A 24,195-nucleotide genomic window follows, 5' to 3' on the forward strand; every position below is an offset into this window, starting at 1 on the left:
ACCTGACTCGAAGCCAAGTGCAGTGTCATGAACGCGGAAAGCGACGGGGGACTCGTTCGGCACGAACCACGATCGTCGGCGTCGGAACAATGTCCACGCCACACTTGACGACCTCCAGCTTGCCAGCACCCATGCGACCAAGGGAAGAGCGATCGCGCTCGATTTCCTCTTCGGCGCTACTTCCCTTGAGGGCGAGCATCCGCCCGCGTTCATGGATCAGCGGGAGAGACCATTTGGCGAGCTTCTCGAGCGGGGCAACGGCGCGGGAGGTGACGACGTCGGCCCCACCTGCTTCCTTCTTCACGCCCGGCTGCTCGGCGCGGCCCCGGACCACCAACACATCCAGCCCGGCGCCCTCGATGAATTCAGCGAGATAGACGGTGCGTCGAAGAAGCGGCTCGACGAGTGTCACGTGGAGATCGGGACGCGCAATCGCGAGAGGGATACCGGGCAACCCCGCTCCGCTTCCAATGTCCACCACACGCTCGCCCTCGTCGATCAGTTCACCGACTACGGCGCAATTCAAGATGTGCCGCTCCCACAACCGAGGAACTTCGCGCGGACCGATCAGCCCTCGCTCGACACCGAGCGTCGCCAACGACTCGTGATACTGCTGTGCCAGATCGAGCCGCGGACCGAACACGCGCTCGGCGATGGCCAATACTTTGTCGTCATCAAGCGGCTCTGGTTGCACGTCCTCCATCCTCCCGTGTACGGGGTCGCTTCACCAAACCCTCGAGGCGTATTGGCTCGGAAATCACCCAAATTCGTACGATCGGTGGAGTTTCACGTGAAACAGTTCCACCCGATCGGATGTGACCCCGTGGATGTCGGCCGCCGACAAGAGACGCCTGCAGCGGCATGGCTGCCTCGGAGCCGAACTCTGGAGATTCGACCACCGCCCCGCTGGACGGACACACAGTGCTTGACAGTTCGGCAATCATTCCTGGACGCCTTCGACCCAGCTTGGTTCGGACCCACTCGTCACCGTTCAGTGACCGGTTCGCTCGCAGTGGACGGACGCACTTCAACTTCATATCGCTCAGGCGCCCCGGCGGGCTCACTGCGACGGTTTCCGGAGGCCGTCGATGAGCTCAAGGAAGTTGGCAGCGGTCGTGTACGAACATTGACGGGGGAGTTCGCCTGTCTTGAAACTCGTTGCGCATCCGCGACGATCCGGCACCCGTGGGATCGTAGCCACGCCCGTTTTGACGTTTCACGTGGAACAAGGCAACAGGGTCGGCTCCGGTGTGGTCATCTACAGATCGCGACCGACCAGACTCGATACCGCCGGTCTACAGTGAGCTACCGACTTCGGGTCCGTCACGACACGACTTACATGGCTGCCCACTGACCCGCCCATCGGGTCGCAAAGCCGCATCCTGGTTTCACGTGAAACAGGCGCACTCGGGCTTGGGCATTCCCAACTCGGTGTTTAGTCTCTATCCACTCGACCACGTCCATCGCGCACACCTCTTTGTGCGATAACCCTCGACTGCGAATCCGGCCTTCTTCGCGGAACCAACGCGTCTCGGCCGGACCGACCGTTCCAGACTCGATCGTGCATCAGCACCGCACCGCCCCCCGAGAGTCCGCGGCCGGTTCCAGCCGGTGCCTGGTTCCGACCCGAACCGGCCTCTTGTCATCGGGCGGACCCTTACAAACAAATCCCGCCACGTAGACACCAAACTCTCTTCTTCGACCTTCGTTCGATACATAAGGCCGCCGGATCACTTCACGACCGGGCGCACTCCTCGCAGACCCGCCGGCCCGGATGTCTCGCAATCGGACTCCCACCGTCGATTCTCCGATCATCGCGTATGGGGTTGTGTGGCCGACCGTTCGTTCCGACGCCGGAGAATCCGCGGTTCGCCGTCGAGTCTCCTTCTCGCATTCGGAACAATGCGCTACCGAGCCGATGCGACCATCAATGCAACATCAGCAGTCGGCTGTCAGACGTGACCCAGTACGGCTCCATCGGTCGGATCCTGCGAACCGGACCCTGAGTGGACATTGACGATCGGGCGACGCTCGACTGATCCTCTCGAACAATGATGATTTCGAACCATAAATTATTCGCACCTCCACCAGTCACCCAAGTTTCACGTGAAACACGGTGACGACGTGACTCCGGCGGTCTCGGATCTCACAACCAACACCGCCTACAGCCGGGGGAGTGGGAGACGATCCGACGACGGACCACGACCCACCGACACCTACGGCCGCGTACGGCTCCGACCCAAACCCGAATCCCGTCGGCACGCCCATCGGGTTTCACGTGAAACAGGCCGTCCGAACGACGACCCGTTCCGACTTTCGATATCGACGCGGCGCCGAATGGTCACCGAAGAGTTGACGCCCTCGCTAGGGTCGCCGTGATCCGGCTCCGCTATACCCGGCACCAAACCGCCGCCAATCACCGAAGTCTGGATCCAACCTCGCTGAGATTCCGACACGGTCAGTCCATCGATAACCGATCCGATGCGTCGAACCGACCGAGGCGGCTCCCAGTTTCACGTGAAACACACCCACTCCGCGCATCGGCGTCGACGCTATGTCGATGATCGAGCTGTCCGACACGACGTGCGTAGGAAACTGTCACAGTGACGTTTCACGGCCACACTGGACTGCACCGGAAAACACTTGTAAATGCAAACCGGTCCACGAATAACATCGATGCAATTCGACCTAGTCCTGACACACGAAAGCCCCCGGCTGATTGCCGGGGGCTTTCGGTTCGAGCTGACATCTTCGTCGAGAGACTCGACTCGACGGGATCTACGTCGGTGACTACGCCTTCACGACGACCACTCGTCGGGACGGCTCGACGCCCGTACTCTCGCTGTCCACGCCGTCGATCTTCGCGACGGCGTCGTGCACGATCTTCCGCTCGAAGGGAGTCATCGGCGTGAGCTCCTCGCGTTCTCCACTTTCCAGAACACGACGTGCCGCTTCCACACCCAAGGTGCTCAGTTCACTGCGTCGGTTGGCGCGCCAACCGGCGACATCGAGCATCAGCTTGCTGCGCTCGCCCGTCGACTGCTGAACCGCAAGACGAGTCAGTTCCTGCAACGCGTCGAGGACCTCGCCCTTGCGTCCGACGAGCTTCGACAGGTCGGAGCCACCGTCGATGCTCACAACCGCGCGATCGCCCTCGACGTCCAGATCGATGTCGCCGTCGAAGTCGAGAACGTCGAGCAACTGCTCGAGGTAGTCGCCGGCGATCTCGCCTTCTTCGACGAGGTAGTCTTCCGAATCCTCGTCGTCGATGTCCTCGTCGTCGACCTGTGCGGCATCGACATTCTCGGGTTCGGCAACTACAGGTTCTTTGTCCGACTGCTCGGTGTCGACCACCACGACCTCACTCGCTCCATCCCCAGCGCTCACCGCGTTGTCCGTGTTCGTTTCTTGATCGGTATCTGCAGACATCTCTTGATCCTCGGTATCCCCGCGTCAGCGACGCTTGCGCTTGGACTTGCTTCGGTTGGCCTGTGGTCGCGGCTTGGGCTTCGCGGCGCCGGAGGAACTGCCGGTCGAATCCGCGTCGCCGTCCTCGACCTGTCCGCTTGCCTGAACATCGTCGGGAGCCAATTTCGAAAGCTTCGGACGTGCACCGGGCTTGGGCTTGCTGACGGGCTTCACTCCGGGCTTCGGCGCGTTCTCCGATCGCTTCTCGAGGGCAACCTGCTTCTTCGCTGCTTCCTCTTTGTCGATCTTGCCGAACACGAGGTGCTGCTGACCGTAGGTCCACGCGTTGTTACTCACCCAGTAGAGCAGGATGGCGATGGGCAGGAACGCACCGAACGCCAGGACGCCGAGGGGGAAGACGTACAGCGCGAGCTTGTTCATGATCGCGGACTGCGGGTTGGCCGCTGCAGCCTCACTCTGACGCGCGACCGACGCACGCGAGTTCAGGTGTGTCGCGACAGCCGCAATGATCATCAGCGGCACCGACACTGCGACGATCGTCCACACAGCCGGGATCCCGAGACCGAGGTCTGGGTTGGCGTAGGCGTCGAGCTGATCCTGCGGCATCGTGATGAAGGCCGAGATCGGAGCGCCGAACAAGCGGGCGTCCAGGAACGAGTTGACGTCGTCGACGTTGAACGCGTAGTTCGGAAGCGATCGAGTCTCTTGTGCGCTCAGACCGAGCTGACCGAATCCGGTGCCGGTTCGGTTGAAGGACCGAAGCACATGGAACAGGCCGATGAAGACGGGCGCCTGCGCAAGGACCGGGAGACAACCCATGATCGGGTTGAAGCCGTGCTCCTTCTGCAGCTTCTGCATTTCGACGGCCATGCGCTGCTTGTCTTTGCCGTACTTCTTCTGCAGGGCCTTGATCTGCGGCTGCAACTCCTGCATCTGCCGAGTCGTACGCACCTGCTTGACGAAGGGTTTGTACAGAATCAAGCGAAGCGTGAACACCAGGAACACCACGGACAGCGCCCAGGCGAAGCCGTTGTCGTCGCCGAGAACGGCGCCGAACACCTTGTGCCATACCCAGAGAATCCAGGAGACCGGATAGTAGATGAAATCGAGCACGGGTCTATGTACTCCTCTGTTCGTCCACTCCTACGAACGAGTGGATGTCTTCGGTCGAAGTCTGTGTTGCGTCGCTGCTGGTTCGGTGTCGCCACGAACCGCGCTCGGGCACCGGATCCCAACCTCCAGAGTGCCAGGGGGCGCATTTGAGCAAGCGTGCGCAAGCGAGGATCAAGCCTTTGATTGCACCGTGGGTCTTCAACGCGTCGACGGCGTACTCACTGCAGGTGGGGGTGAACCTGCAGGTCGGCAGCCGAAGCGGAGACACGTAATTGCGGTACAGCTCGATCGAGAAGACAAGTGTTCGCACCGGGAGCGAACGAACGAGAGGGAGGAGGCTCATTTACGATGCATCTTTCGACGCAGTGGGGCCGGATGCATCCAGGTAGCCCATCTTCTTCAGTCCGGACCGGACCTGACGATGCAGTTCTTTCGACGTCAGCACCGAAGCTCCTGGTAGAGCTCTGATCACCACGTCGGTGCTCGGCGGCACATCCACCACGAGCTGAGCGCAGATATGCCGAAGCCGGCGCGCAACTCGATGACGAGTTACCGCCGGCCCGACTGCCTTGCTCACGATCAGTCCGAATCTGGGGGAGCCGACAGAGAAGACCGAACGTGCGTCGTCTCGCGCGAACGCGTGAACAACCACGTCTTGTCTTCCCATTCGACGGCCTCGACGCACGGCACGCGAGAAATCCGCGCTGCGGTGCAGTCTGTTCGGCTCAGGTAACACCCCGAGCTCCGTAACTCAGACGAACAATGATTTAGGCGGTGAGTTCCTTGCGGCCCTTGCCGCGACGCGCAGAAACGATTGCACGACCTGCACGCGTACGCATACGAAGACGGAAGCCGTGAACGCGCGCGCGGCGTCGGTTGTTCGGCTGGAACGTCCGCTTGCCCTTGGCCACGGTCAACACTCCTCGAAAATTTTCGGCGCCCACTCCAGGCGCCTACTGGCGGTAGTACCGAGTTCGGTCGAACTCGAATTACATCCCACAGCGAGAAGGCCGACCACCGAACTGTAAACACCCAGCAAGCATCGGTCACCTCGCTTCGGGTGACTGTTCGAGAGTACTGATGGAGCGCGGACGGGTCAAACTCGCCCAACCGGGTGGGGAGCCTGAAGGAACGACCCAAGCAATTCGTCTCCCAGAAGACTACATCGGTGTAATTCATCCACAAGGGTGGGGACAGAGGTGTGTGAATAACCGCTCGGACGCGTGCCGGCGACGCCGTCGACAGGATTCTTCCGTAGCTCGAGGATTTCGTCGAACGCAACATTGCAGCTCAGGGACCATGAGTGGCCGTTTTTCGACGGATTTCGACGTTCGGGGGTAACACCGGTGTCGTTCATCCACACCTGTGGATAATTGTGTGGAAACAGCCCGCAGGTGGCATATTCGTACCGGGCGCGCGCAATGTCCGTCTTCGAACTCGCCGGCATCCGTTCGCCGTCGGTGACGCTAGTCGACATCGAAGCGCCGCATGACCGCTTCGGCGATCTTCGTTTCGCTGAAATCTGCACAGTTCGGTTTGGTCTAGTAGGAGGCGCCGTGAGCGACGATCCGGGTGCGCTGGCGCGCGTCTGGCCAGAGGTTGTCACGGAGTTGACGTCCGACAGACACAGTGGTCAACCGTTGACCAAAGGTCAGAAGGCATGGCTCGCTCTGGTCGAGCCGCTCACTCTGACACAGGGGTTCGCGCTGCTCGCGGTGCCGTCGTCCTTCGCGCAGGAAGCGATCGAACGCGACCTACGTGAGCCGATTCTGCACGCACTCGGCCGTCATCTCGGCCAGGGAGTCGAAGGCCTCGGCGTCAGAATCTCCGCTCCCGAGGACGAGAAGCCCGAGCCCGAACGGACCGGCTATCCCGAGACTCCGAGCTCTCCGACGTATCGGCGCCGCTTCCTCACCAGCTCCGACGACGAGCCGTCGGACTCGGAGACCGCGGACTACGAGGAAGTCGACGACGAGCGAGAAGCGCTCGCGAGTGTGCAGAACTCGTGGCCGACCTACTTCACCAAGCCGCCGGAGACGACCACCACCACCCCGGGTGCGGGAAGTCTCAACGCGAAGTACACCTTCGACACCTTCGTCATCGGTGCTTCCAACCGGTTCGCTCACGCGGCCGCCGTCGCGATCGCCGAAGCTCCGGCCCGCGCCTACAACCCTTTGTTCGTGTGGGGCGCGTCGGGTCTGGGCAAGACTCACCTGTTGCATGCCGCCGGGCACTACGCGCAGCGACTCTTCCCCGGCATGCGCGTGAAGTACGTCTCCACCGAGGAATTCACGAACGACTTCATCAACTCGCTTCGTGACGACCGCAAAGTCGCCTTCAAGCGTCGCTACCGCGAAACCGACGTGCTGCTGGTCGACGACATCCAGTTCATCGAGGGCAAGGAAGGTATCCAGGAAGAGTTCTTCCACACCTTCAACACCCTCCACAATGCGAACAAGCAGATCGTCGTGTCCTCCGATCGGCCACCCAAACAGTTGGCCACCCTCGAGGAGCGCCTGCGTACGCGATTCGAATGGGGTCTGATCACCGACGTCCAGCCGCCCGAGCTCGAAACTCGGATCGCGATCCTCAGCAAAAAAGCGAGAATGGATCGCCTGGACGTTCCCCACGACGTCCTCGAGCTGATCGCCAGTCGAATCGAACGCAACATCCGTGAGCTCGAAGGTGCGCTGATTCGCGTCACAGCCTTCGCCTCGCTGAACGGACAAGCACTGGATCTGACGCTGGCCGAGGTCGTACTCCGGGATCTGATGCCGGATTCGACGAGCCTCGAGATCAACGCGGCAACGATCATGGCGGTCACGGCCGAGTACTTCAACACCACCATCGACGACCTGTGTGGCCCCGGCAAGGCCCGCGCCCTGGCCATGGCCAGGCAGATCGCCATGTATCTCTGCCGGGAACTGACGGATCTGTCGCTGCCCAAGATCGGCCAGACCTTCGGCCGCGACCACACGACCGTCATGTACGCCGACAAGAAGATCCGCAAGGAAATGACCGAGCGTCGCAAGGTATACGACCAGGTCCAGGAGCTCACCGCGCGGATCAAGCAGCGCTCGAAGCGCTAGCGACACCGCTCGGACATCCCTCGAGGAACGATCACGGCGCGAGTCACCCGGAGGTACGGGGCTCGCGCCGTTTCACGTCGTGACTCGAGGGATGTGGTGTGTTCCAGGTCATGTTTCGACCTCCGGAAACAACCCTCGAGTCGGTACCGAGGAGTTTTTTTCGTACTTCACTCCATTGATTCACACCTGTGGATAACCATGTGGATAGTGGAGGACTTCTGGGGATGAACTGTGAGGGCCTGTGCACCGCCGAATTTCGTCCACAGGCGGTCCCGAGTTGGCCACCGATTGGTTCAGAGTTCATCCCCACGACACCACGCCTGACGACCAGCGCCGCATGGTGTGTGTGCACAGATTCCACAGGACCTATTAATAAGAAGATTTTCTCTTCGAAGGAATCTCTTCTAAAACAGGTGTTGGGGACCAATCCGTTCACAGGGTCGCTCGAGGGTCTCCGTCGGCGCCCGCCGTCGGGACGTTCCGCTTTCAAGTTGGTCACGAAGGGCATACGGTGTTCATCACCGCAGCCTGTGTCAGACTCTTTGACGCACCGGTAAACGAGCTCACCCGATGCTCGACGAAGACCCCTTCGAGACGATCCGCTGCCGAACGAGAGGAAAAACCGAGCGATGGAGCTTGGAAGTCTGAAGTTTCGCGTTGCTCGCGAAGATTTTTCCGATTCCGTTGCCTGGGTTGCTCGTAGCCTGCCGTCCAGGCCGCCGGTACCAGTGCTCGGTGGTGTACTGCTCGCCGCGGACGACCAAGGTCTGACCGTCTCCGGTTTCGACTACGAAGTCTCGGCTCAGGTCCGCGTCTCTGCGGAAGTGGCGACTTCCGGTCGCGTCCTGGTGTCCGGCAAGTTGCTCGCCGACATCACGAAGTCGCTTCCCAACAAGCCCGTCGACGTCAGCGTCGACGGCACCCGGGTGCTCATCAACTGCGGAAGCGCGAAATTCTCGCTTCCGACGATGCCCGTCGAGGACTACCCCCAGTTGCCCGAGCTGCCGACGCAGACCGGGTCGATCGCAGTGGATGTGTTCTCCGAGGCAATCGCGCAGGTTGCCGTCGCCGCAGGCAAGGACGACACGTTGCCGATGCTCACCGGTATCCGCGTCGAAATCCACGGCACGACGGTCGTCCTCGCGGCGACCGACCGCTTCCGGCTCGCAGTCCGCGAGCTCGAGTGGCTGCCCGTCGGCGGAGAGACCAAGACCGAGGTCCTGATCCCGGCCCGTACGTTGTCGGAATCGGCAAAGACGTTGACGGGCAACGCAAGTTCGCCGGTGGAGCTCGCTCTGGGGTCCGGATCGTCGATCGGCGCCGACGGCCTCCTCGGCATCATCAGCGGAGGTCGTCGGACGACGACGCGCCTCCTCGATGCCGACTTCCCGAAGTTCCGACAGCTGTTGCCACCCGAGCACACGGCGGTTGCCGTCGTGGAGATCGCACCTCTCGTCGAAGCGATCAAGCGTGTGGCGCTCGTCGCCGAGCGTGGTGCGCAGGTTCGCCTCGAGTTCTCCTCCGAAGGCGTCCTGCTGTCGGCCGGTGGTGACGATGCCGGTCGGGCCGAGGAGGCACTGCTCGCCGACTTCCAGGGTGAGCCGCTGACCATCGCGTTCAACCCCGGCTATCTGATCGACGGGTTGTCGTCGCTGCACAGCGAGAAGGTCACATTCGGATTCACGACTCCCAGTAGGCCTGCGGTTCTCCGGCCGACGACGGATGATGAACTGGTACCGGATTCCTCGGGTAAGTTCGCGGCACCGCAGAGCGCCTACACGTATCTGCTGATGCCGGTGCGCCTTCCCGGCTGATCGGGTACCACCCGCGAGGACGTCGGTGGACGCCCTCATCATCGGCAGCATCTTCGACGCAAAGGACACTTCGCATGCAGCTGGGACTGGTCGGCCTCGGAAAGATGGGCTTCAACATGCGCGAGCGGTTGCGCTCGCACGGCCACGAAGTCATCGGTTACGACCCGCGGCCCGAGGTCACGGATACCCCGTCGCTCGAGGGTCTGGCGCAGGCGCTCACCGCGCCGCGCATCGTCTGGGTGATGGTCCCGTCGGGCGAGATCACCCGAAACACCATCGTCGGGCTCGCGGATGCCCTCGAGGAGGGCGACCTCGTCATCGACGGTGGTAACTCGCGCTTCACCGACGATGGACCCAACGCGGAACTGCTGGCGAAGAAGGGCATCGGCTACATCGACGCAGGCGTGTCCGGCGGAGTCTGGGGCCTCGAGAACGGCTACGGCCTGATGGTCGGAGGATCGGAAGACGATGTCGCACGCGCTCAGCCGATCTTCGACGCGCTTCGTCCGGAAGGTGAGCGGGCCGACGGTTTCGTCCATGCGGGCCCTGTCGGTGCCGGCCACTACTCGAAGATGGTGCACAACGGCATCGAGTACGGGCTGATGCAGGCGTACGCCGAGGGGTACGAGCTGCTCGAGGCCGAGGAACTCGTGCAGGATACTCATGGTGTTCTTCGTGCGTGGAGCAAGGGCACCGTTGTCCGGTCGTGGCTGCTCGACCTGCTGGTTCAGGCGCTGGCCGAGGACCCCGAGTTCGCTGAAATCTCCGGTTACACAGAGGATTCCGGCGAAGGAAGGTGGACGGTCGAAGAAGCGATTCGGCACGCGGTTCCGGCACCGGTCATCTCTGCGGCCCTGTTCGCTCGATTCGCATCCCGCCAGGACGATTCACCGGCGATGAAAGCCGTGTCCGCGCTGCGCAATCAGTTCGGTGGTCACGCCGTCAAACGTGCGTCGACCGAAGAAACTCTTCGCGCACCCGATCCCAAGAAATAGATCTTGTTCGTTCGCTCTTTCACCGTGCGGGACTTCAGGTCCTGGGACGACGTCACCGTCGAACTCGAGCCGGGTTCGACGGTGTTCGTCGGTCCCAACGGTCACGGCAAGACGAACCTGCTCGAGTCGCTCGGCTATCTGTCGACGCTGTCGTCGCACCGGGTGTCCTCCGATGCTCCGATGATCCGTGCGGGTGCACAGCGTGCGTTCGCCAGTGCCTCGGTGGTCAACCTCGGTCGAGAACTGACCATCGACATCGAGTTGCTCGAGGGAAAAGCCAACAAGGCCAGGATGAATCGCTCCCCGGTGCGCCGACCGCGGGAGATACTGGGCGTTCTGCACAGCGTGCTCTTCGCTCCGGAGGACCTGTCCCTCGTGCGGGGAGATCCAGGGGATCGACGTCGCTATCTGGACGAGTTGCTGACCACCCGTAGGCCTCGAATGGCTGGTGTGCGAGCAGATTACGACAAGGTGCTTCGGCAACGGTCGGCGTTGCTGAAGACTGCGGGTGGGGCATTGCGTCGTGGCTCACGGTCGACCGACGGTGCCAGCGCGCTCGCCACGCTCGACGTGTGGGACGGTCATCTCGCGGCGCACGGTGCCCAGTTGCTGGCCGCGCGCATCGGCTTGGTTCACGAACTCGAACCGTTGGTGGCCGAGTCCTACGCATCCATTGCGCCTGAATCACGCCCTGCCGCAGTGACATACAGAAGCAGTCTGGGGGACGTACTGCCGCCGGAGTTCGCGGATGTAGCCCGTGTACCGGAGCCCGACGACGTCGATGTGCTCGAAGCTGCGTTTCTCCATCGGCTGAACGAGATGCGTCAACGCGAGATCGAGCGCGGAGTCTGTCTGGTGGGACCACACCGAGACGACCTCGAGTTGATGCTCGGTGATCAGCCCGCGAAAGGGTTTGCCAGCCATGGTGAATCGTGGTCGTACGCCTTGTCGTTGCGGCTGGCGTCTTTTCGGTTGTTACGGGCGGAGGGTACCGACCCGGTGTTGATGCTCGACGACGTCTTCGCCGAGCTCGACCGCAAGCGTCGCAGTGCCCTGGCCGCCGTCGCGGCCGAGGCGGAGCAAGTGTTGATCACCGCCGCCGTCGCGGAGGACATTCCGCCGGAGATCGATGCTCGTCGGTGGAAAGTCGAAGCAGTGCAACATAGTTCGGAACGAATCTCGACGATAACCCCGATCGACGCCACCGTCGACTCCACCGAAGGAGTATGAGACGTGAACGAAGAATCAGGCGAAGGAACGGACGAGCTCAAGGGCGTCGACTTGGCGCGCCGTGCCCTCGAGGACGCGCGAGCTGCCGCCAAGGCGAGCGGCAAATCCGTCGGGCAGGGGCGTTCTTCGCCGAAGGGAGGCGTCCGCGCACTTCGAGGTCGACGTAAGCGCGGATGGTCCGGTGCAGGTCCTGACGACCGTGACCCGCAGACTCTGGGTTCGCTCGCCGGGTCGATCGCGCAGAAACGCGGATGGTCGGACAAGGTGGCGGAAGGTACGGTGCTCGGGCGATGGCCCGCGGTGGTCGGCGAGGACATCGCGTCCCACGCGACGCCGACGAAACTCGAGGACGGTGTTCTGAGCGTCACCGCCGAGTCCACGGCGTGGGCGACGCAGCTGCGCTTGATGCAAGCGCAGATTCTGGCCAAGATCGCCGCGGCAGTGGGACACGGCGTCGTGAAGTCCTTGAAGATCCACGGACCCACGACCAAGAGTTGGCGTAAGGGCGACCGCCACATCAAGGGCCGCGGGCCGCGAGACACGTACGGGTAGATTCAACTCCTACCGAAGCGGACCGACGCTGTGAATTGTCCCTATTGCTTGGATCATACTGATGAATCAAGGTGATCTTGGTTGCTCTGCACAGCCTCGGTGCGTAGCGTAATTCGGTGATCGATCACAAGCAACGAGATCGGGATCGTTGCTCGTGATCCGACCCGCTACGACGAAGGGACCGTGTGTTCTCACCCGACGCCAAAGAAGAATCCGACAGGTCGGCGATCGACCGACAGCCGGAGGACCGCGTGGTGCTCCAGGCTCGAAACGTCAGATTCGACTGGTCTGCTCTGCCGCTGCACTACGTCGACGGCGATCCGCTCGCGACTCATCTGGTCAACGTGATGCATCTACTCCTGCCCGAGGGTGAGGAGTGGTTCGTCCGTACCTTCAAGGAAGCGCTTCCTCTGATTCACGACGAGCGCCTACGTGAAGACGTCATCGGTTTCATCGGCCAGGAGGCGATGCACGCCACGGCCCACACCCAGGTGCTCGATTCGTTGACCGCCCACGGTATCGATGTCGCACCGTACGTCGAGCAGATGCAGTTCCTGTTCGGTCGCGCGCTCGGAAACAGGCGCACGCACACCAGGAACAGCTTGGTGGAACGAGTGGCGCTGATCGCAGCCGTCGAACATCTGACGGCGTTCCTCGGTGACTGGGTGCTCAACGCGCGTGCGCTCGACGAGGTCGATTTCGATCCGACCATGCTCGACCTGCTTCGGTGGCACGGGGCCGAGGAAGTCGAGCACCGCTCGGTGGCATTCGAGGTCATGCAGTACTTCGATGTTCGCCCCGCCCGGCGCATCCGAACCTACGTCGCGATCGCACCCACGTTGGTGTGGTTCTGGACTCGTGGTGTGCGGTACCTGATGGATCGCGATCCGACGCTGGCTCACCTGCCCGCGAAGCAACGCCGGCCGTCGCTTCGACATTATCGCGCGGTTGCTGCACGTGGTCTCTTCCCCGGCCCCAAGATGATCTGGAAGGCCTCGCTTCGCTACTTCGCCCGTGACTACCACCCCTCGAGCGAAGGGTCGACCGAGCAAGCCGTGCAGTACCTGGCAACGTCGCCCGCCGCACGAGCGTGCGCACGGTGACCGCGGTTTCGAATCCGGAATCGAGAGTCGAGCACGTGGTGTCCAAGAAGAAGCAGGGACTGCGAAAGCGGTTGTCCGACATGGCCAGAACGGTCGACACCTTTCGTGAGGGTCGTCAGGTTCCACAGGATCTGTACGGGCGCGCCGTGCCCGATCAGACGATGTCTCTCGTCACCGACGCGTTGGACAAGTGGTTCGCGTTGCTGGACAACGGCGAGTTCGACGACAGCCACGCGGCTGCGCCGGTAGTCCGCGACATCGCATTGACGCTCCGTTCGCGCGAGGTTCTGTGCGTGGACCAACAGGTCGTCCGGCTGGAATTCGAAAGTGCACTGGGCGAAGAACTTCCGGCATGGGCTCCGGGAATGCACCTCGATTTCGTCCTGCCGTCCGGTCGACGCCGGCAGTACTCGTTGTGCGGTGACCCGTCGGATGCACGCGCGTACACCGTTGCGGTGCGGTTCATTCCGGACGGCGGCGGTGGTTCGGCGGAGATGCATGCACTCGAGATCGGAACGCCCGTCACCGTGACAGGTCCGCGCAACGGATTTCCGTTCGTCGCCGACGGCCGGGCGGTGTTCGTCGCAGGCGGAATCGGTATCACCGCCATCCTTCCGATGGTGCGGGCAGCCCGCGCCTCCGGGATGGACTGGTACCTGGAGTACCGGGGGCGCTCGCGGGAGTCGCTGCCGTTCCTCGACGAGATTCTCGCCTTGGACAGCGAACGGGTGAACGTCCGCACCGACGACGTCGACGGGATCGCGTCGGGTAGTGAACTGCTCGGTCGCGTGGCGGGCGGTGCCGTCTACTGCTGTGGCCCGCCGCCGATGCTCGACGCGGTGCGCGTGGCCGTCGACGGCACCGACGCCACCCATCTGTACTTCGAGCGTTTCTCTCCACCTCCGGTTCGGAACGGTGTGGAGTTCGAGGTCCAATTGGTCGATTCCGGTGACGTGATCACCGTCGGCGCAGAACAGACGGCGTTGCAGGCGATCCGTGAGGTGAAGCCGTCCGTGGCGTACTCGTGTCAGCAGGGCTTCTGCGGAACGTGCCGAACCCGAGTGCTCGTCGGCACTCCCGAACACCGCGAGACTCGGCTGACCCCCGAGGAGCAGGAGAACGAGATGCTGATCTGCGTGTCGCGGGCAGCGGGTGGACGGATCGTCCTCGATCTGTAGCCCTCGGAGCTGATTCTGCTGTCCATATTTGCCGTCGGGACGCGAAAAAATGCGTCTGTGAGGCAACCAGGGGGCATTTCGGGGTGTCATCGTCCCCATGCCGTCGGTACGTACCAGTAGTATGGACGGGTAACAGAGAAGCCCTTCGGATCTGCTCACCGTCACGGCCTACCCGCAGGGTGAGGCAGGACGGCCGAGCAGACTCGTGCGGTGGCACCACCCGGTGCCCACACGGCAGCACCCATTCGGTGCGAGGGGGACCTTGACGCTGAAGGAGAACAACCGAATCGTGGCTGCCGAGAAGTCGGGTAAGACCGAGAACAAGGATTACGGCGCTTCGTCGATCACCGTGCTCGAGGGACTGGAAGCAGTTCGCAAGAGGCCCGGTATGTACATCGGATCCACTGGTGAGCGAGGCCTGCACCACCTGATCTGGGAGGTCGTCGACAACTCCGTCGACGAGGCCATGGCCGGATACGCTTCCACCGTCGACGTCACCATTCACGAGGACGGCAGCGTCGAGGTCAAGGACGACGGTCGAGGAATTCCCGTCGCCACGCACGCCTCCGGTGTTCCCACCGTCGAGGTCGTCATGACGCAGCTGCACGCCGGTGGAAAGTTCGACTCGGACTCGTACGCCGTGTCCGGTGGTCTGCACGGCGTCGGCATCTCCGTGGTCAACGCTCTCTCCACCAAGGTGGAACTCCAGATCGCTCGCGACGGTCACCGCTACACGCAGACGTACGACTACGCCAAACCAGGCCCGCTCGAGACCGTCGGCGACACCGAGGACACCGGCACGATCGTCCGCTTCTGGCCGGACGGCAAGATCTTCGAGACACTCGATTTCAGCTTCGACATCGTGCACCGTCGCCTCCAGGAGATGGCGTTCCTGAACAAGGGACTGACCATCAACTTCACCGACGAGCGCGTGGCAGCAACCGACGCCAGCGAGGAAGAGCTGGCCGAGACCGCGGAGGCACCGAAGTCCGCGTCCGAGGAAGAAGCTCAGGCCGTCGAGGCCAAGCCCGCCAAGGTCAAGAAGCGCACGTACCACTACCCCGACGGCCTCGTCGACTTCGTCAAGCACATCAACAAGACGAAGACATCCATCCACAACTCCGTCGTGGGCTTCACCGCCAAGGGTGAAGGCCACGAGGTCGAGATCGCGATGCAGTGGAACGCCGGTTACTCCGAGTCGGTCCACACTTTCGCCAACACGATCAACACGCACGAGGGCGGCACGCACGAGGAAGGCTTCCGTACCGCGCTCACCTCGACGGTGAACAAGTACGCAGCGGACAAGAAGCTCGTCAAGGAGAAGGACGGCAAACTCACCGGCGACGACATCCGCGAGGGTCTCGCCGCGGTCATCTCCGTCCGGGTGGGGGAACCGCAGTTCGAGGGTCAGACCAAGACGAAGCTCGGCAACACCGAGGTTCGCTCGTTCGTGCAGAAGGCGTGCAACGAGCACCTGGCGCACTGGTTCGAGTCCAACCCGGCCGACGCGAAGACCATCATCAACAAGGCCGTGTCCTCGGCTCAGGCCCGTATGGCCGCGCGCAAGGCGCGAGAGTTGGTGCGCCGCAAGAGCGCGACGGACATCGGTGGCCTGCCCGGCAAGCTCGCCGACTGCCGCTCCAACGACCCGAGCAAGTCCGAGATCTACATCGTGGAGGGCGACTCCGCCGGCGGCTCGGCCAAGTCCGGTCGTGACTCGATGTACCAGGCGATCCTCCCGCTCCGCGGAAAGATCATCAACGTCGAGAAAGCTCGCATCGACCGCGTTCTGAAGAACAACGAGGTCCAGTCGATCATCACCGCGTTCGGCACCGGTATCCACGACGAGTTCGACATCACCAAGCTCCGCTACCACAAGATCGTGCTGATGGCCGACGCCGACGTGGACGGCCAGCACATCTCGACGCTGCTGATGACGTTGCTGTTCCGTTTCATGCGTCCGCTCATCGAGCACGGCCACGTCTATCTGGCCATGCCGCCGCTGTACAAGTTGAAGTGGAGCCGCGGCGAACCCGACTTCGCGTACTCCGATCGCGAACGCGACGGACTGCTCGAGGCCGGTATCGCCAACAAGCGCAAGATCAACATCGAGGACGGCGTCCAGCGTTACAAAGGCCTCGGCGAGATGAACGCGAAGGAACTGTGGGAGACCACGATGGATCCATCGGTGCGCGTGCTCCGATTGGTCACCCTCGACGATGCCGCCGCCGCGGACGAGCTGTTCAGTGTCCTGATGGGCGAAGACGTCAGTGCCCGGCGCAGTTTCATCGCCCGCAATGCCAAGGACGTCCGCTTCCTGGACGTGTGACGAACTTTCACGCACTACTTGAAATTCGTTACACCTCTTAGACTTTCGCTGAAGGAGATTCCATGTCGGACATAACCGAGCCTCCTGTCGGGCCTCCCGGACAGACCACGAACGCCGAGGGCGGCGACCGCATCGATCCGGTCGACATCCAGCAGGAGATGCAGCGTAGCTACATCGACTACGCGATGAGCGTCATCGTCGGCCGCGCACTTCCCGAAGTACGCGACGGCCTCAAGCCCGTGCACCGTCGTGTGTTGTACGCGATGTACGACTCCGGCTTCCGCCCGGACCGCAGTTACGTCAAATCCGCACGCCCCGTTGCCGAAACGATGGGTAACTACCACCCGCACGGTGACACCTCGATCTACGACGCGCTGGTGCGTCTGGCTCAGCCCTGGTCCATGCGGTACCCGTTGGTCGACGGCCAGGGCAACTTCGGCTCCCGTGGCAACGACGGCGCGGCTGCCATGCGATACACCGAGGCACGTCTGACGCCTCTCGCCATGGAGATGTTGCGGGACATCGACGAGGAAACCGTCGACTTCATCCCCAACTACGACGGCAAAACCCAAGAGCCGACGGTACTTCCGTCGCGGGTGCCCAACCTGCTGATGAACGGCTCCAACGGCATCGCCGTCGGTATGGCCACCAACATTCCGCCGCACAACCTGCGTGAACTCGGCGACGCCGTCTTCTGGGCACTCGACAACCACGAGGCCGACGAAGAAGCGACCCTCGCCGCGTGCATGGAACGCGTGAAGGGCCCCGACTTCCCGACCCACGGCTTGATCGTCGGCGGGCAGGGCATCCAGGATGCGTACTCGACCGGACGCGGATCCATTCGCATGCGCGGCGTCGTCGAGATCGAGGAAGACTCCAACGGCCGCACCACGATCGTCATGACCGAGCTTCCGTACCAGGTCAACCCGGACAACCTGATCACGTCGATCGCGGAGCAGGTGCGCGACGGCAAACTGGCCGGCATCTCCAAGATCGACGACGAGTCCTCGGACCGCGTCGGCATGCGCATCGTCGTCACCATCAAGCGCGACGCCGTCGCGAAGGTGGTGCTGAACAACCTCTACAAGCACACCCAGCTGCAGACGAGTTTCGGCGCGAACATGTTGTCGATCGTCGACGGTGTGCCGCGCACCCTGCGTCTGGATCAAATGATCCGCTACTACGTGGCTCATCAGCTCGACGTCATCATCAGGCGCACGCGATACCGGCTGCGCAAGGCCGAGGAGCGCGCTCACATCCTGCGCGGACTGGTCAAGGCACTCGACGCTCTGGACGAGGTCATCGCCCTCATCCGTCGTTCGCCGACCGCCGACGACGCCAAGGCCGGCTTGATCGAACTGCTCGACATCGACGAGATCCAGGCCGACGCCATCCTCGCGATGCAGTTGCGTCGTCTGGCTGCCCTCGAGCGTCAGAAGATCATCGACGAGTTGGCCGAGATCGAACGCACCATCGCCGACCTGCAGGACATCCTGGCCCGGCCGGAGCGTCAGCGTCAGATCGTCCGCGACGAGCTCGGCGAGATCGTCGAGAAGTACGGCGACGACCGTCGTACCCGCATCATCGCCAGCGACGGAGACGTCAACGACGAGGATCTCATCGCCCGCGAGAACGTCGTTGTCACCATCACCGAAACCGGCTACGCCAAGCGCACCAGAACCGACCTGTACCGCTCGCAGAAGCGCGGCGGCAAGGGAGTGCAGGGCGCGGGACTGAAGCAGGACGACATCGTCAGCAAGTTCTTCGTCTGCTCGACGCACGACTGGATTCTGTTCTTCACCACCAAGGGCAGGGTCTATCGCGCCAAGGCGTACGAGCTTCCCGAGGCCAACCGGACGGCCCGCGGGCAGCACGTCGCGAACCTTCTGGCGTTCCAGCCCGACGAGCGCATCGCGCAGGTCATTCAGATCAAGACCTACGAGGACGCGCCGTACCTGGTGCTCGCCACCAAGGGTGGCCTGGTCAAGAAGTCCAAGCTCACCGACTTCGACTCCAACCGAAGCGGCGGCATCGTCGCGGTCAACCTCCGCGGCGAGGACGAACTGGTCGGCGCTGTGTTGGCGTCGTCCGACGACGACCTGTTGCTGGTGTCCGCTCAGGGTCAGTCGATTCGCTTCTCCGCAACCGACGAGGTTCTGCGTCCGATGGGTCGCGCGACCTCCGGTGTCCAGGGCATGCGGTTCAACGGCGAGGACGAGCTGTTGTCGCTGAACGTGGTGCGGGAGGGCAAGTACCTGCTGGTGGCCACCTCCGGTGGCTACTCCAAGCGCACTGCGATGGAGGACTACCCGGCGCAGGGCCGCGGCGGAAAGGGCGTGCTGACGATCCAGTACGACCCGAAGCGTGGCACCCTGGTGGGGGCTCTCATCGTCGACGACGAGGACGAGCTGTACGCCATCACCTCCAGTGGTGGTGTAATCCGGACCGCAGCGAAGCAGGTACGGAAGGCCGGTCGACAGACGAAGGGCGTTCGGTTGATGAATCTCGGGGAAGGCGACACACTGCTCGCTATTGCCCGTAACGCCGACGAAGCCGAACCCGAGCCCGGCGCCGCCGGAGACGAAGACGACGCACCGAAGGAGTCGTAAGTGAGCACTCCCAACAGGCCTGGTAGCAGGCCCGTTCCGCCCAGCGACGCCGAGCAGCCACGCACTTCTGCGCGGCCGCAGCCGGCGGTTCGCCCCGGAACGCCGCAGAACGGCGGCGGGCGTCCTCCGTCGCGACCCGGTGCGCCGGCCCCTCAGCAGGCCGGTCCTCAGCAGGGCGCTCCACAGCAGTCCGACCCACGGCAAGGGAACGGTGCGCGTCCCGCCGGCGGCGATCGGCAACCGCCGAGCCAGCCGGCGCGTCAGGCACCCGAACGTCAGGCACCCGAACGTCAGGGAGGTGCTCCGGAAACCGCGAGGACGTCCGACGGCTCGGCGCGTGAGCAGGCCACAGCTCGGCCTCCTCAGCCGTCGGCAGCTCCCCAGCCGCCGACTACTGCCCAGCCGCCGGCTACTCAGCAGGCTCCGGCATCGGCACCTCAGCGTCCGGATCAGCGTCAGCCGGAGAACCAGCGGCCCGCGGAGGCACCGAAGTCGCAGCCGCAGAATCAGCCGCGTCCGCCTGCACCGGCACGCCCGGCTGCTGCCCAGCAGCCGCCCACCGAGGCGGCACCACGGGTGGACAACGAGCGTCCGTTCGATCCACTGGGTGCGGGTGATGTCACGCAGCCGCCGGCGGGTGGCTACCAGAACGGTCCGGGACCGGTGCGCAGTGCGCCTGTCCAGAACGGTTCGGGTCAGGGCAGTGCCTCGGGACAGGTCGGTGGTTCGGGTCAGGGCGCACCTCCGTGGCAGCGCGGTCCGGCGAACGGCGCACAGAGCCAGCCGCAGACCAACCTGTCGGCGCGCGGCGGAACGCTGCCGCCGGTCGGACCGGGCGCTCAATCGGGCCAGCCGGGACAGTCCGGACAGCCAGGCGACGATCGTCGTGGAACCCAGGCAGGGGCCGCAGCAGCAGCCACCGCCGCAGTGGGCGCCGAGAGTTCGGCGGACAGTTCACAGCGTCGAGAAGCAGCCAAGACGAAGGCCGCCGGCATCGACGGACCGACGCGGCACATCGAACGCAAGGATCTGGCGAAGGACATGCCGGACCTGTCGGAGGTCCGGCACACGGCACCGGCGTCGGAGACGCAGCAGATCGCTCAGCCGGTCGCTATCGCAGCGCGTGAGGACGGAACTCCTCTGCGTGCCACGATTCAACTGCGCAAGATCGATCCGTGGTCGACGCTCAAGATCTCCCTCGTCATCGCGGTATCGCTGTTCTTCGTGTGGATGGTCGCAGTCGGGCTGCTGTACGCGGTTCTCGACGGAATGGGTGTCTGGGATCGCTTGAACAGTGCGTTCACCGACATTGTGTCCGAGTCGGGTGACGGTGGCTTGGTCAGTGCCGGACAGGTATTCGGCTACGCCGCAGTGATCGGTGTCATCAACGTGGTGTTGTTCACGGCGTTGACGACCATCGGATCGTTCATCTACAACTTGTCCTCCGACTTGGTCGGGGGCGTCGAAGTAACCCTCGCGGATCGGGACTGAACCAGGTCGCTCGAGAGTGCCGGATCGAGCCGTTTTGGAGTACGGCGGTTCGATGCGGTAATCTCTCTCCTCGGTTCGGAAAGAGAAATCTTCTGTCCGAATCGAGGTTCACGGGCCTATAGCTCAGGCGGTTAGAGCGCTTCCCTGATAAGGAAGAGGTCGGAGGTTCAAGTCCTCCTAGGCCCACACCGAGCAATACGGAAGAGGGACATGATCATGAAAATCCTTCTTCTGATCGGTGCAGTGATAGCAGTCGTGTCGGCAGCGTCGAAGGTGCGGTCCCTCCGCAACAGTGACGGTGTGTGGCACGAGGTTTCCACTCGCTGATCGTCCGCACGGAGGCGTCAGGACCAGGAAATTTCGAGTTCGAGATTTCGTAAGGTACTGTTCGCTTGCACCACCCCGGGGCCTTAGCTCAGTTGGTAGAGCGCTGCCTTTGCAAGGCAGATGTCAGGAGTTCGAATCTCCTAGGCTCCACAATTAGATAGCTCCATAGTTCGATAGCCCCACAGATCGACAGTGACCCCGATACGCGAATGCGTGTCGGGGTCACTGCGTTGTGGGGTCACTGTGTTGTGGGGTCACTGTGTTGTGGGGTCACTGTGTTGTGGGGTCGACTTCATCGTGAGGTGCGTGTGTCAGGGTTCAGGTCCCTGATATGCAGTCGGCAGCAGCGCGGCTGTCCGTCGGGGTGCGGTGGGTGGGAACGGATTCCTCGTCGGGACGGAAGTAGTTGTATCGGTATGGGCTGGCCCAGAGTCTGCTGACCGAGCTCGAGGTCTGGTGCCGCACGTAGGTGGTGGCGGCGACGTGGATGAATCCGAGTACGAGTACCAGTGCGAGGAAAGTTGCCATGGTGCAAGTGTCGATCGGTGCAGGCCACGTCGAACAGTGGCAGTTATGTCATACTTCCGCGAAAAACTGCCAATGTCTGTGACGGTGGCCAAACGGCCGCGGTCCGGATGTGGAGATTCCCAGACAACCGGCGGACGGGGGACCGGGCGCCGGGGACTGCTCTAGCGTCAGCGCGTATCAGGCCACTCGGACGCGACGTGCGTATCGACCTCGTGAACAGGAATCAGCGATGCGCAACCTCGATCACACCGAACTGCTGACCGAACTCGAGGCGACGATGGAGCTGAACCTCGACCGCCACCTCGCGATAGCGAAGGAATGGCATCCCCACGACTACATTCCGTGGGACGAAGGCAGGAACTTCGCGGCGATGGGCGGTGACGACTGGGACGAGTCGCAGTCGTCACTGTCCGACCTGGCGCGTACGGCGATGATCACGAACCTGCTCACCGAGGACAACCTGCCGTCGTATCACCGAGGTCTGGCGGACAACTTCTCGCTCGACGGGGCCTGGGGTACGTGGGTCGGTCGGTGGACGGCAGAAGAGAACCGGCACGGCATCGTGATGCGGGATTACCTCGTCGTGACCCGAGCGGTGGACCCTGTGGAGCTCGAACGGGCACGGATGCAGCACATGACCACAGGCGTCGACGCTCCGATGGACGGTGCGAACTTCCTGCACTCGGTCGCCTACGTGACGTTGCAGGAGCTTGCGACCCGTGTGTCCCACCGCAACACCGGCCATGCGTGCGGTGACCCGGTGGCGGACCGAATGCTGGCTCGAATCGCCGCGGACGAGAACCTGCACATGATCTTCTACCGGAACCTCGGCGAGGCCGCGCTCGACCTGACACCGGATCAGACGGTGCGGGCAATCGCCGACGTCGTGACGGACTTCGCCATGCCAGGACTCAACATGCCCAACTTCCGCAAGAATGCGATGTCCCTGGCCAAGCACGGAATCTACGATTTACGCCAGCACCTCGACGAGGTACTGATGCCGGTCCTGCGGAAGTGGCGCATCTTCGACCGCAACGACTTCGGGCCCGACGGCGAGCAGGACAGGGATCGCCTCGCGGCATTCGTCGAGCAACTCGGGGTGAAGGCGACCAAGTTCGAGGAGTCGCGCGATCGCCTCCTTGCCCGCGAGTCGGCTCGAGCCGAACTGGTGTCCTAGCTTTCTCCCCTTCGGCTCGTTCCCTACGGTTCACCGGGTTCGCTTCGCGTTCGGATGTCGGCGGAAGGTGTTAAAGTCCCGCACGACAGACGTCGCCGTCGACGCTGGATGCGATGTTCTGGGGGAGGTGGGGCGGCAATGCTGGATCGTCTGATGGCGAAAACTCGAAAGCTGGACGAGTCCGCGCTCACCCTTCTGGTGTACATCGGGGGCACGACGGTTCTGTACGCGGCAGGGGGAAGCGCGTATTGGCCGAGCGCAAGTACCTGGGCGCGGTGTGCGGTTCTCGTGTCCCTGATTCTCGGTGTCGCGGCGACCGTCATGTTGATGCGGTTGAAGGGTCCGAGCCCCAAGCGCACGATCGGTCATGTCACCTTCATGGGGATCGTTGCTGTCGCACTGTCCTTCTCGGCCAGCAACACCTTGCCGACGTACCTGATCTGTGTCCTGGCGACGATGTTCCTCGGCATGCACATCGGCGCTTTCTGGTCCGAGCGCAACGCCGGGATGTGGGTGGGCGCGCTTGCGGTGTTCGCGGTACTCGGCGCCGCGGCAGGCCCGTTCGAGTCCTCGTTCATCGCGTACGTACTCATCGCCCTCGGCGTCGTGGGTGCCACCGAAGTGTTCGGGGCCTTCGCCAGGCGTATGCGATACACCGCCACCCACGATGCGCTCACCGGATTGTTGAACAGATTCGGCTTCGAGTCCAAGGTCGCCAAGATGTTGCCCGTATGCGCGGCGCGCGGTCTGTCGGTCAGCATGGCCGTTCTGGACCTGGATCATTTCAAGGACATCAACGACGAGTACGGACACATCGCAGGCGATGTCCTTCTCGCGCGCGTGTCGAAGGCCTGGAAGGCGGAGTTGAGCCGACGGGACGTGCTGGGCCGTCTGGGCGGCGACGAGTTCGTGCTCTTCATGCCCGGAGTGCTCGAGGCCGAGGCGTGGCAGATCATCGACCGTCTTCGGCGTGCACATCGTGCCGAGTGGAGTGTGGGCATCGTCTGCATGCCTGCTGCGCGTCGCTGGGCGGAGATCTACCGCGCGGCTGACGCCGATCTGTATCGAGCCAAGCGAAGCCGTCCTCCCAAGTCGGCCCGCCCGTCCGCACCGTCCGCACCGCCCCGCCCGTCCACACCGCCCCGGCCGGGCACGTCGGGGCCTGATCAGTCGGAGTGGAGAATAGCGCGCTGACGTTGCTCCACAGATTTCGTCCACAGGCTGTGGACAA

19 protein-coding genes and 2 tRNA genes are annotated in these 24,195 nt (G+C 63.1%); 14 read left to right on the top strand and 7 right to left on the bottom strand.

From position 1 onward, the window contains the following. Positions 1 to 25 precede the first annotated feature (25 nt). From rsmG to rpmH, 6 genes are all read right to left on the bottom strand, one after another. Positions 26 to 703: a 16S rRNA (guanine(527)-N(7))-methyltransferase RsmG gene (gene rsmG / locus CH290_RS23070; protein WP_019665065.1), complete on the bottom strand. Its 678-nt coding sequence runs from the start codon at positions 701 to 703 to the stop codon at positions 26 to 28. Between the two features lie 2,087 nt (positions 704 to 2,790). Beyond that, positions 2,791 to 3,429: a Jag family protein gene (locus tag CH290_RS23085; protein ID WP_033189448.1), complete on the bottom strand. Its 639-nt coding sequence runs from the start codon at positions 3,427 to 3,429 to the stop codon at positions 2,791 to 2,793. 24 nt (positions 3,430 to 3,453) lie between these two features. Further along, positions 3,454 to 4,542, bottom strand: a complete 1,089-nt coding sequence (yidC, locus tag CH290_RS23090; protein ID WP_033189447.1) for a membrane protein insertase YidC — start codon at positions 4,540 to 4,542, stop codon at positions 3,454 to 3,456. A 4-nt stretch (positions 4,543 to 4,546) separates the two neighbouring features. Then, positions 4,547 to 4,885 carry a membrane protein insertion efficiency factor YidD gene (gene yidD, locus CH290_RS23095; RefSeq protein WP_033189446.1) on the bottom strand — a complete coding sequence of 113 codons (339 nt, stop codon included), beginning with the start codon at positions 4,883 to 4,885 and terminating at the stop codon, positions 4,547 to 4,549. Continuing rightward, entirely contained in the window at positions 4,886 to 5,278 is a 393-nt protein-coding gene (gene rnpA / locus CH290_RS23100; protein ID WP_026347787.1) for a ribonuclease P protein component, read from the bottom strand. Positions 5,279 to 5,309: 31 nt separating this feature from the next. After that, on the bottom strand, positions 5,310 to 5,453 hold the full coding sequence (gene rpmH, locus CH290_RS23105) for a 50S ribosomal protein L34 (RefSeq protein WP_026347786.1): 144 nt from the start codon (positions 5,451 to 5,453) through the stop codon (positions 5,310 to 5,312). Between the two features lie 645 nt (positions 5,454 to 6,098). Here rpmH and dnaA point away from each other — a divergent pair. The 12 genes from dnaA (at position 6,099) to CH290_RS23165 (ending at position 21,409) form a co-directional block, all read left to right on the top strand. Beyond that, positions 6,099 to 7,631 (top strand): chromosomal replication initiator protein DnaA, encoded by a 1,533-nt coding sequence (gene dnaA / locus CH290_RS23110; protein ID WP_026347785.1) that lies wholly within the window; start codon positions 6,099 to 6,101, stop codon positions 7,629 to 7,631. A 629-nt stretch (positions 7,632 to 8,260) separates the two neighbouring features. Continuing rightward, positions 8,261 to 9,445, top strand: coding sequence for a DNA polymerase III subunit beta (gene dnaN / locus CH290_RS23115; RefSeq protein WP_026347784.1), 1,185 nt, complete (start codon positions 8,261 to 8,263; stop codon positions 9,443 to 9,445). After that, a complete protein-coding gene (gene gnd / locus CH290_RS23120; protein WP_371828588.1) occupies positions 9,445 to 10,440 on the top strand; it encodes a phosphogluconate dehydrogenase (NAD(+)-dependent, decarboxylating) in 996 nt (331 codons plus the stop codon). Before dnaN ends, gnd begins: the two co-directional genes overlap by 1 nt. Positions 10,441 to 10,443: 3 nt before the next feature. Further along, a complete protein-coding gene (gene recF / locus CH290_RS23125) occupies positions 10,444 to 11,670 on the top strand; it encodes a DNA replication/repair protein RecF (RefSeq protein ID WP_026347783.1) in 1,227 nt (408 codons plus the stop codon). Positions 11,671 to 11,673: 3 nt separating this feature from the next. Beyond that, on the top strand, positions 11,674 to 12,222 hold the full coding sequence (locus tag CH290_RS23130) for a DUF721 family protein (RefSeq protein WP_019665053.1): 549 nt from the start codon (positions 11,674 to 11,676) through the stop codon (positions 12,220 to 12,222). Positions 12,223 to 12,407: 185 nt separating this feature from the next. Next, positions 12,408 to 13,325 carry a metal-dependent hydrolase gene (locus CH290_RS23135; protein ID WP_033189444.1) on the top strand — a complete coding sequence of 306 codons (918 nt, stop codon included), beginning with the start codon at positions 12,408 to 12,410 and terminating at the stop codon, positions 13,323 to 13,325. After that, positions 13,313 to 14,503, top strand: coding sequence for a PDR/VanB family oxidoreductase (locus CH290_RS23140; RefSeq protein ID WP_033189443.1), 1,191 nt, complete (start codon positions 13,313 to 13,315; stop codon positions 14,501 to 14,503). Before CH290_RS23135 ends, CH290_RS23140 begins: the two co-directional genes overlap by 13 nt. 289 nt (positions 14,504 to 14,792) lie before the next feature. After that, complete coding sequence (gyrB, locus tag CH290_RS23145) at positions 14,793 to 16,832, top strand: DNA topoisomerase (ATP-hydrolyzing) subunit B (RefSeq protein ID WP_026347781.1); 2,040 nt, start codon at positions 14,793 to 14,795, stop codon at positions 16,830 to 16,832. A gap of 62 nt (positions 16,833 to 16,894) precedes the next feature. Beyond that, on the top strand, positions 16,895 to 19,441 hold the full coding sequence (gene gyrA, locus CH290_RS23150; protein WP_020112254.1) for a DNA gyrase subunit A: 2,547 nt from the start codon (positions 16,895 to 16,897) through the stop codon (positions 19,439 to 19,441). Then, the gene (locus CH290_RS31185; RefSeq protein ID WP_441347095.1) at positions 19,442 to 20,932 is read left to right on the top strand and encodes a DUF3566 domain-containing protein; all 1,491 of its coding nucleotides are present in this window, start codon (positions 19,442 to 19,444) and stop codon (positions 20,930 to 20,932) included. It begins immediately after the preceding gene. 112 nt (positions 20,933 to 21,044) lie between these two features. Next, positions 21,045 to 21,118: transfer RNA gene (locus tag CH290_RS23160), tRNA-Ile, on the top strand. Positions 21,119 to 21,336: 218 nt separating this feature from the next. Next, a tRNA-Ala gene (locus CH290_RS23165) sits at positions 21,337 to 21,409 on the top strand. 168 nt (positions 21,410 to 21,577) lie between these two features. On the opposite strand, the gene CH290_RS23170 is transcribed toward CH290_RS23165, so the two are convergent. Next, positions 21,578 to 21,787, bottom strand: coding sequence for a hypothetical protein (locus CH290_RS23170; RefSeq protein ID WP_033189441.1), 210 nt, complete (start codon positions 21,785 to 21,787; stop codon positions 21,578 to 21,580). Positions 21,788 to 22,016: 229 nt separating this feature from the next. On the opposite strand from CH290_RS23170, the gene CH290_RS23175 reads away from it, so the two are divergent. Further along, positions 22,017 to 22,964, top strand: a complete 948-nt coding sequence (locus CH290_RS23175) for an acyl-ACP desaturase (protein ID WP_033189440.1) — start codon at positions 22,017 to 22,019, stop codon at positions 22,962 to 22,964. Between the two features lie 138 nt (positions 22,965 to 23,102). Continuing rightward, the gene (locus tag CH290_RS23180; protein ID WP_033189439.1) at positions 23,103 to 24,158 is read left to right on the top strand and encodes a GGDEF domain-containing protein; all 1,056 of its coding nucleotides are present in this window, start codon (positions 23,103 to 23,105) and stop codon (positions 24,156 to 24,158) included. Positions 24,159 to 24,195 lie beyond the last annotated feature (37 nt).

Origin of the sequence: Rhodococcus sp. 06-156-4 (genome assembly GCF_002259345.1) — a bacterium.
GTDB lineage: Bacteria > Actinomycetota > Actinomycetes > Mycobacteriales > Mycobacteriaceae > Rhodococcoides > Rhodococcoides fascians_E.

Excerpts from the sequence above, each read along its gene's own strand:
- rsmG (WP_019665065.1), bottom strand. The coding sequence starts at position 703 with ATGGAGGACGTGCAACCAGAGCCGCTTGATGACGACAAAGTATTGGCC.
- CH290_RS23180 (WP_033189439.1), top strand. The coding sequence starts at position 23,103 with ATGCTGGATCGTCTGATGGCGAAAACTCGAAAGCTGGACGAGTCCGCG.
- CH290_RS23085 (WP_033189448.1), bottom strand. The coding sequence starts at position 3,429 with ATGTCTGCAGATACCGATCAAGAAACGAACACGGACAACGCGGTGAGC.
- yidD (WP_033189446.1), bottom strand. The coding sequence starts at position 4,885 with ATGAGCCTCCTCCCTCTCGTTCGTTCGCTCCCGGTGCGAACACTTGTC.
- CH290_RS23170 (WP_033189441.1), bottom strand. The coding sequence starts at position 21,787 with ATGGCAACTTTCCTCGCACTGGTACTCGTACTCGGATTCATCCACGTC.
- gyrA (WP_020112254.1), top strand. The coding sequence starts at position 16,895 with ATGTCGGACATAACCGAGCCTCCTGTCGGGCCTCCCGGACAGACCACG.
- CH290_RS23175 (WP_033189440.1), top strand. The coding sequence starts at position 22,017 with ATGCGCAACCTCGATCACACCGAACTGCTGACCGAACTCGAGGCGACG.
- dnaN (WP_026347784.1), top strand. The coding sequence starts at position 8,261 with ATGGAGCTTGGAAGTCTGAAGTTTCGCGTTGCTCGCGAAGATTTTTCC.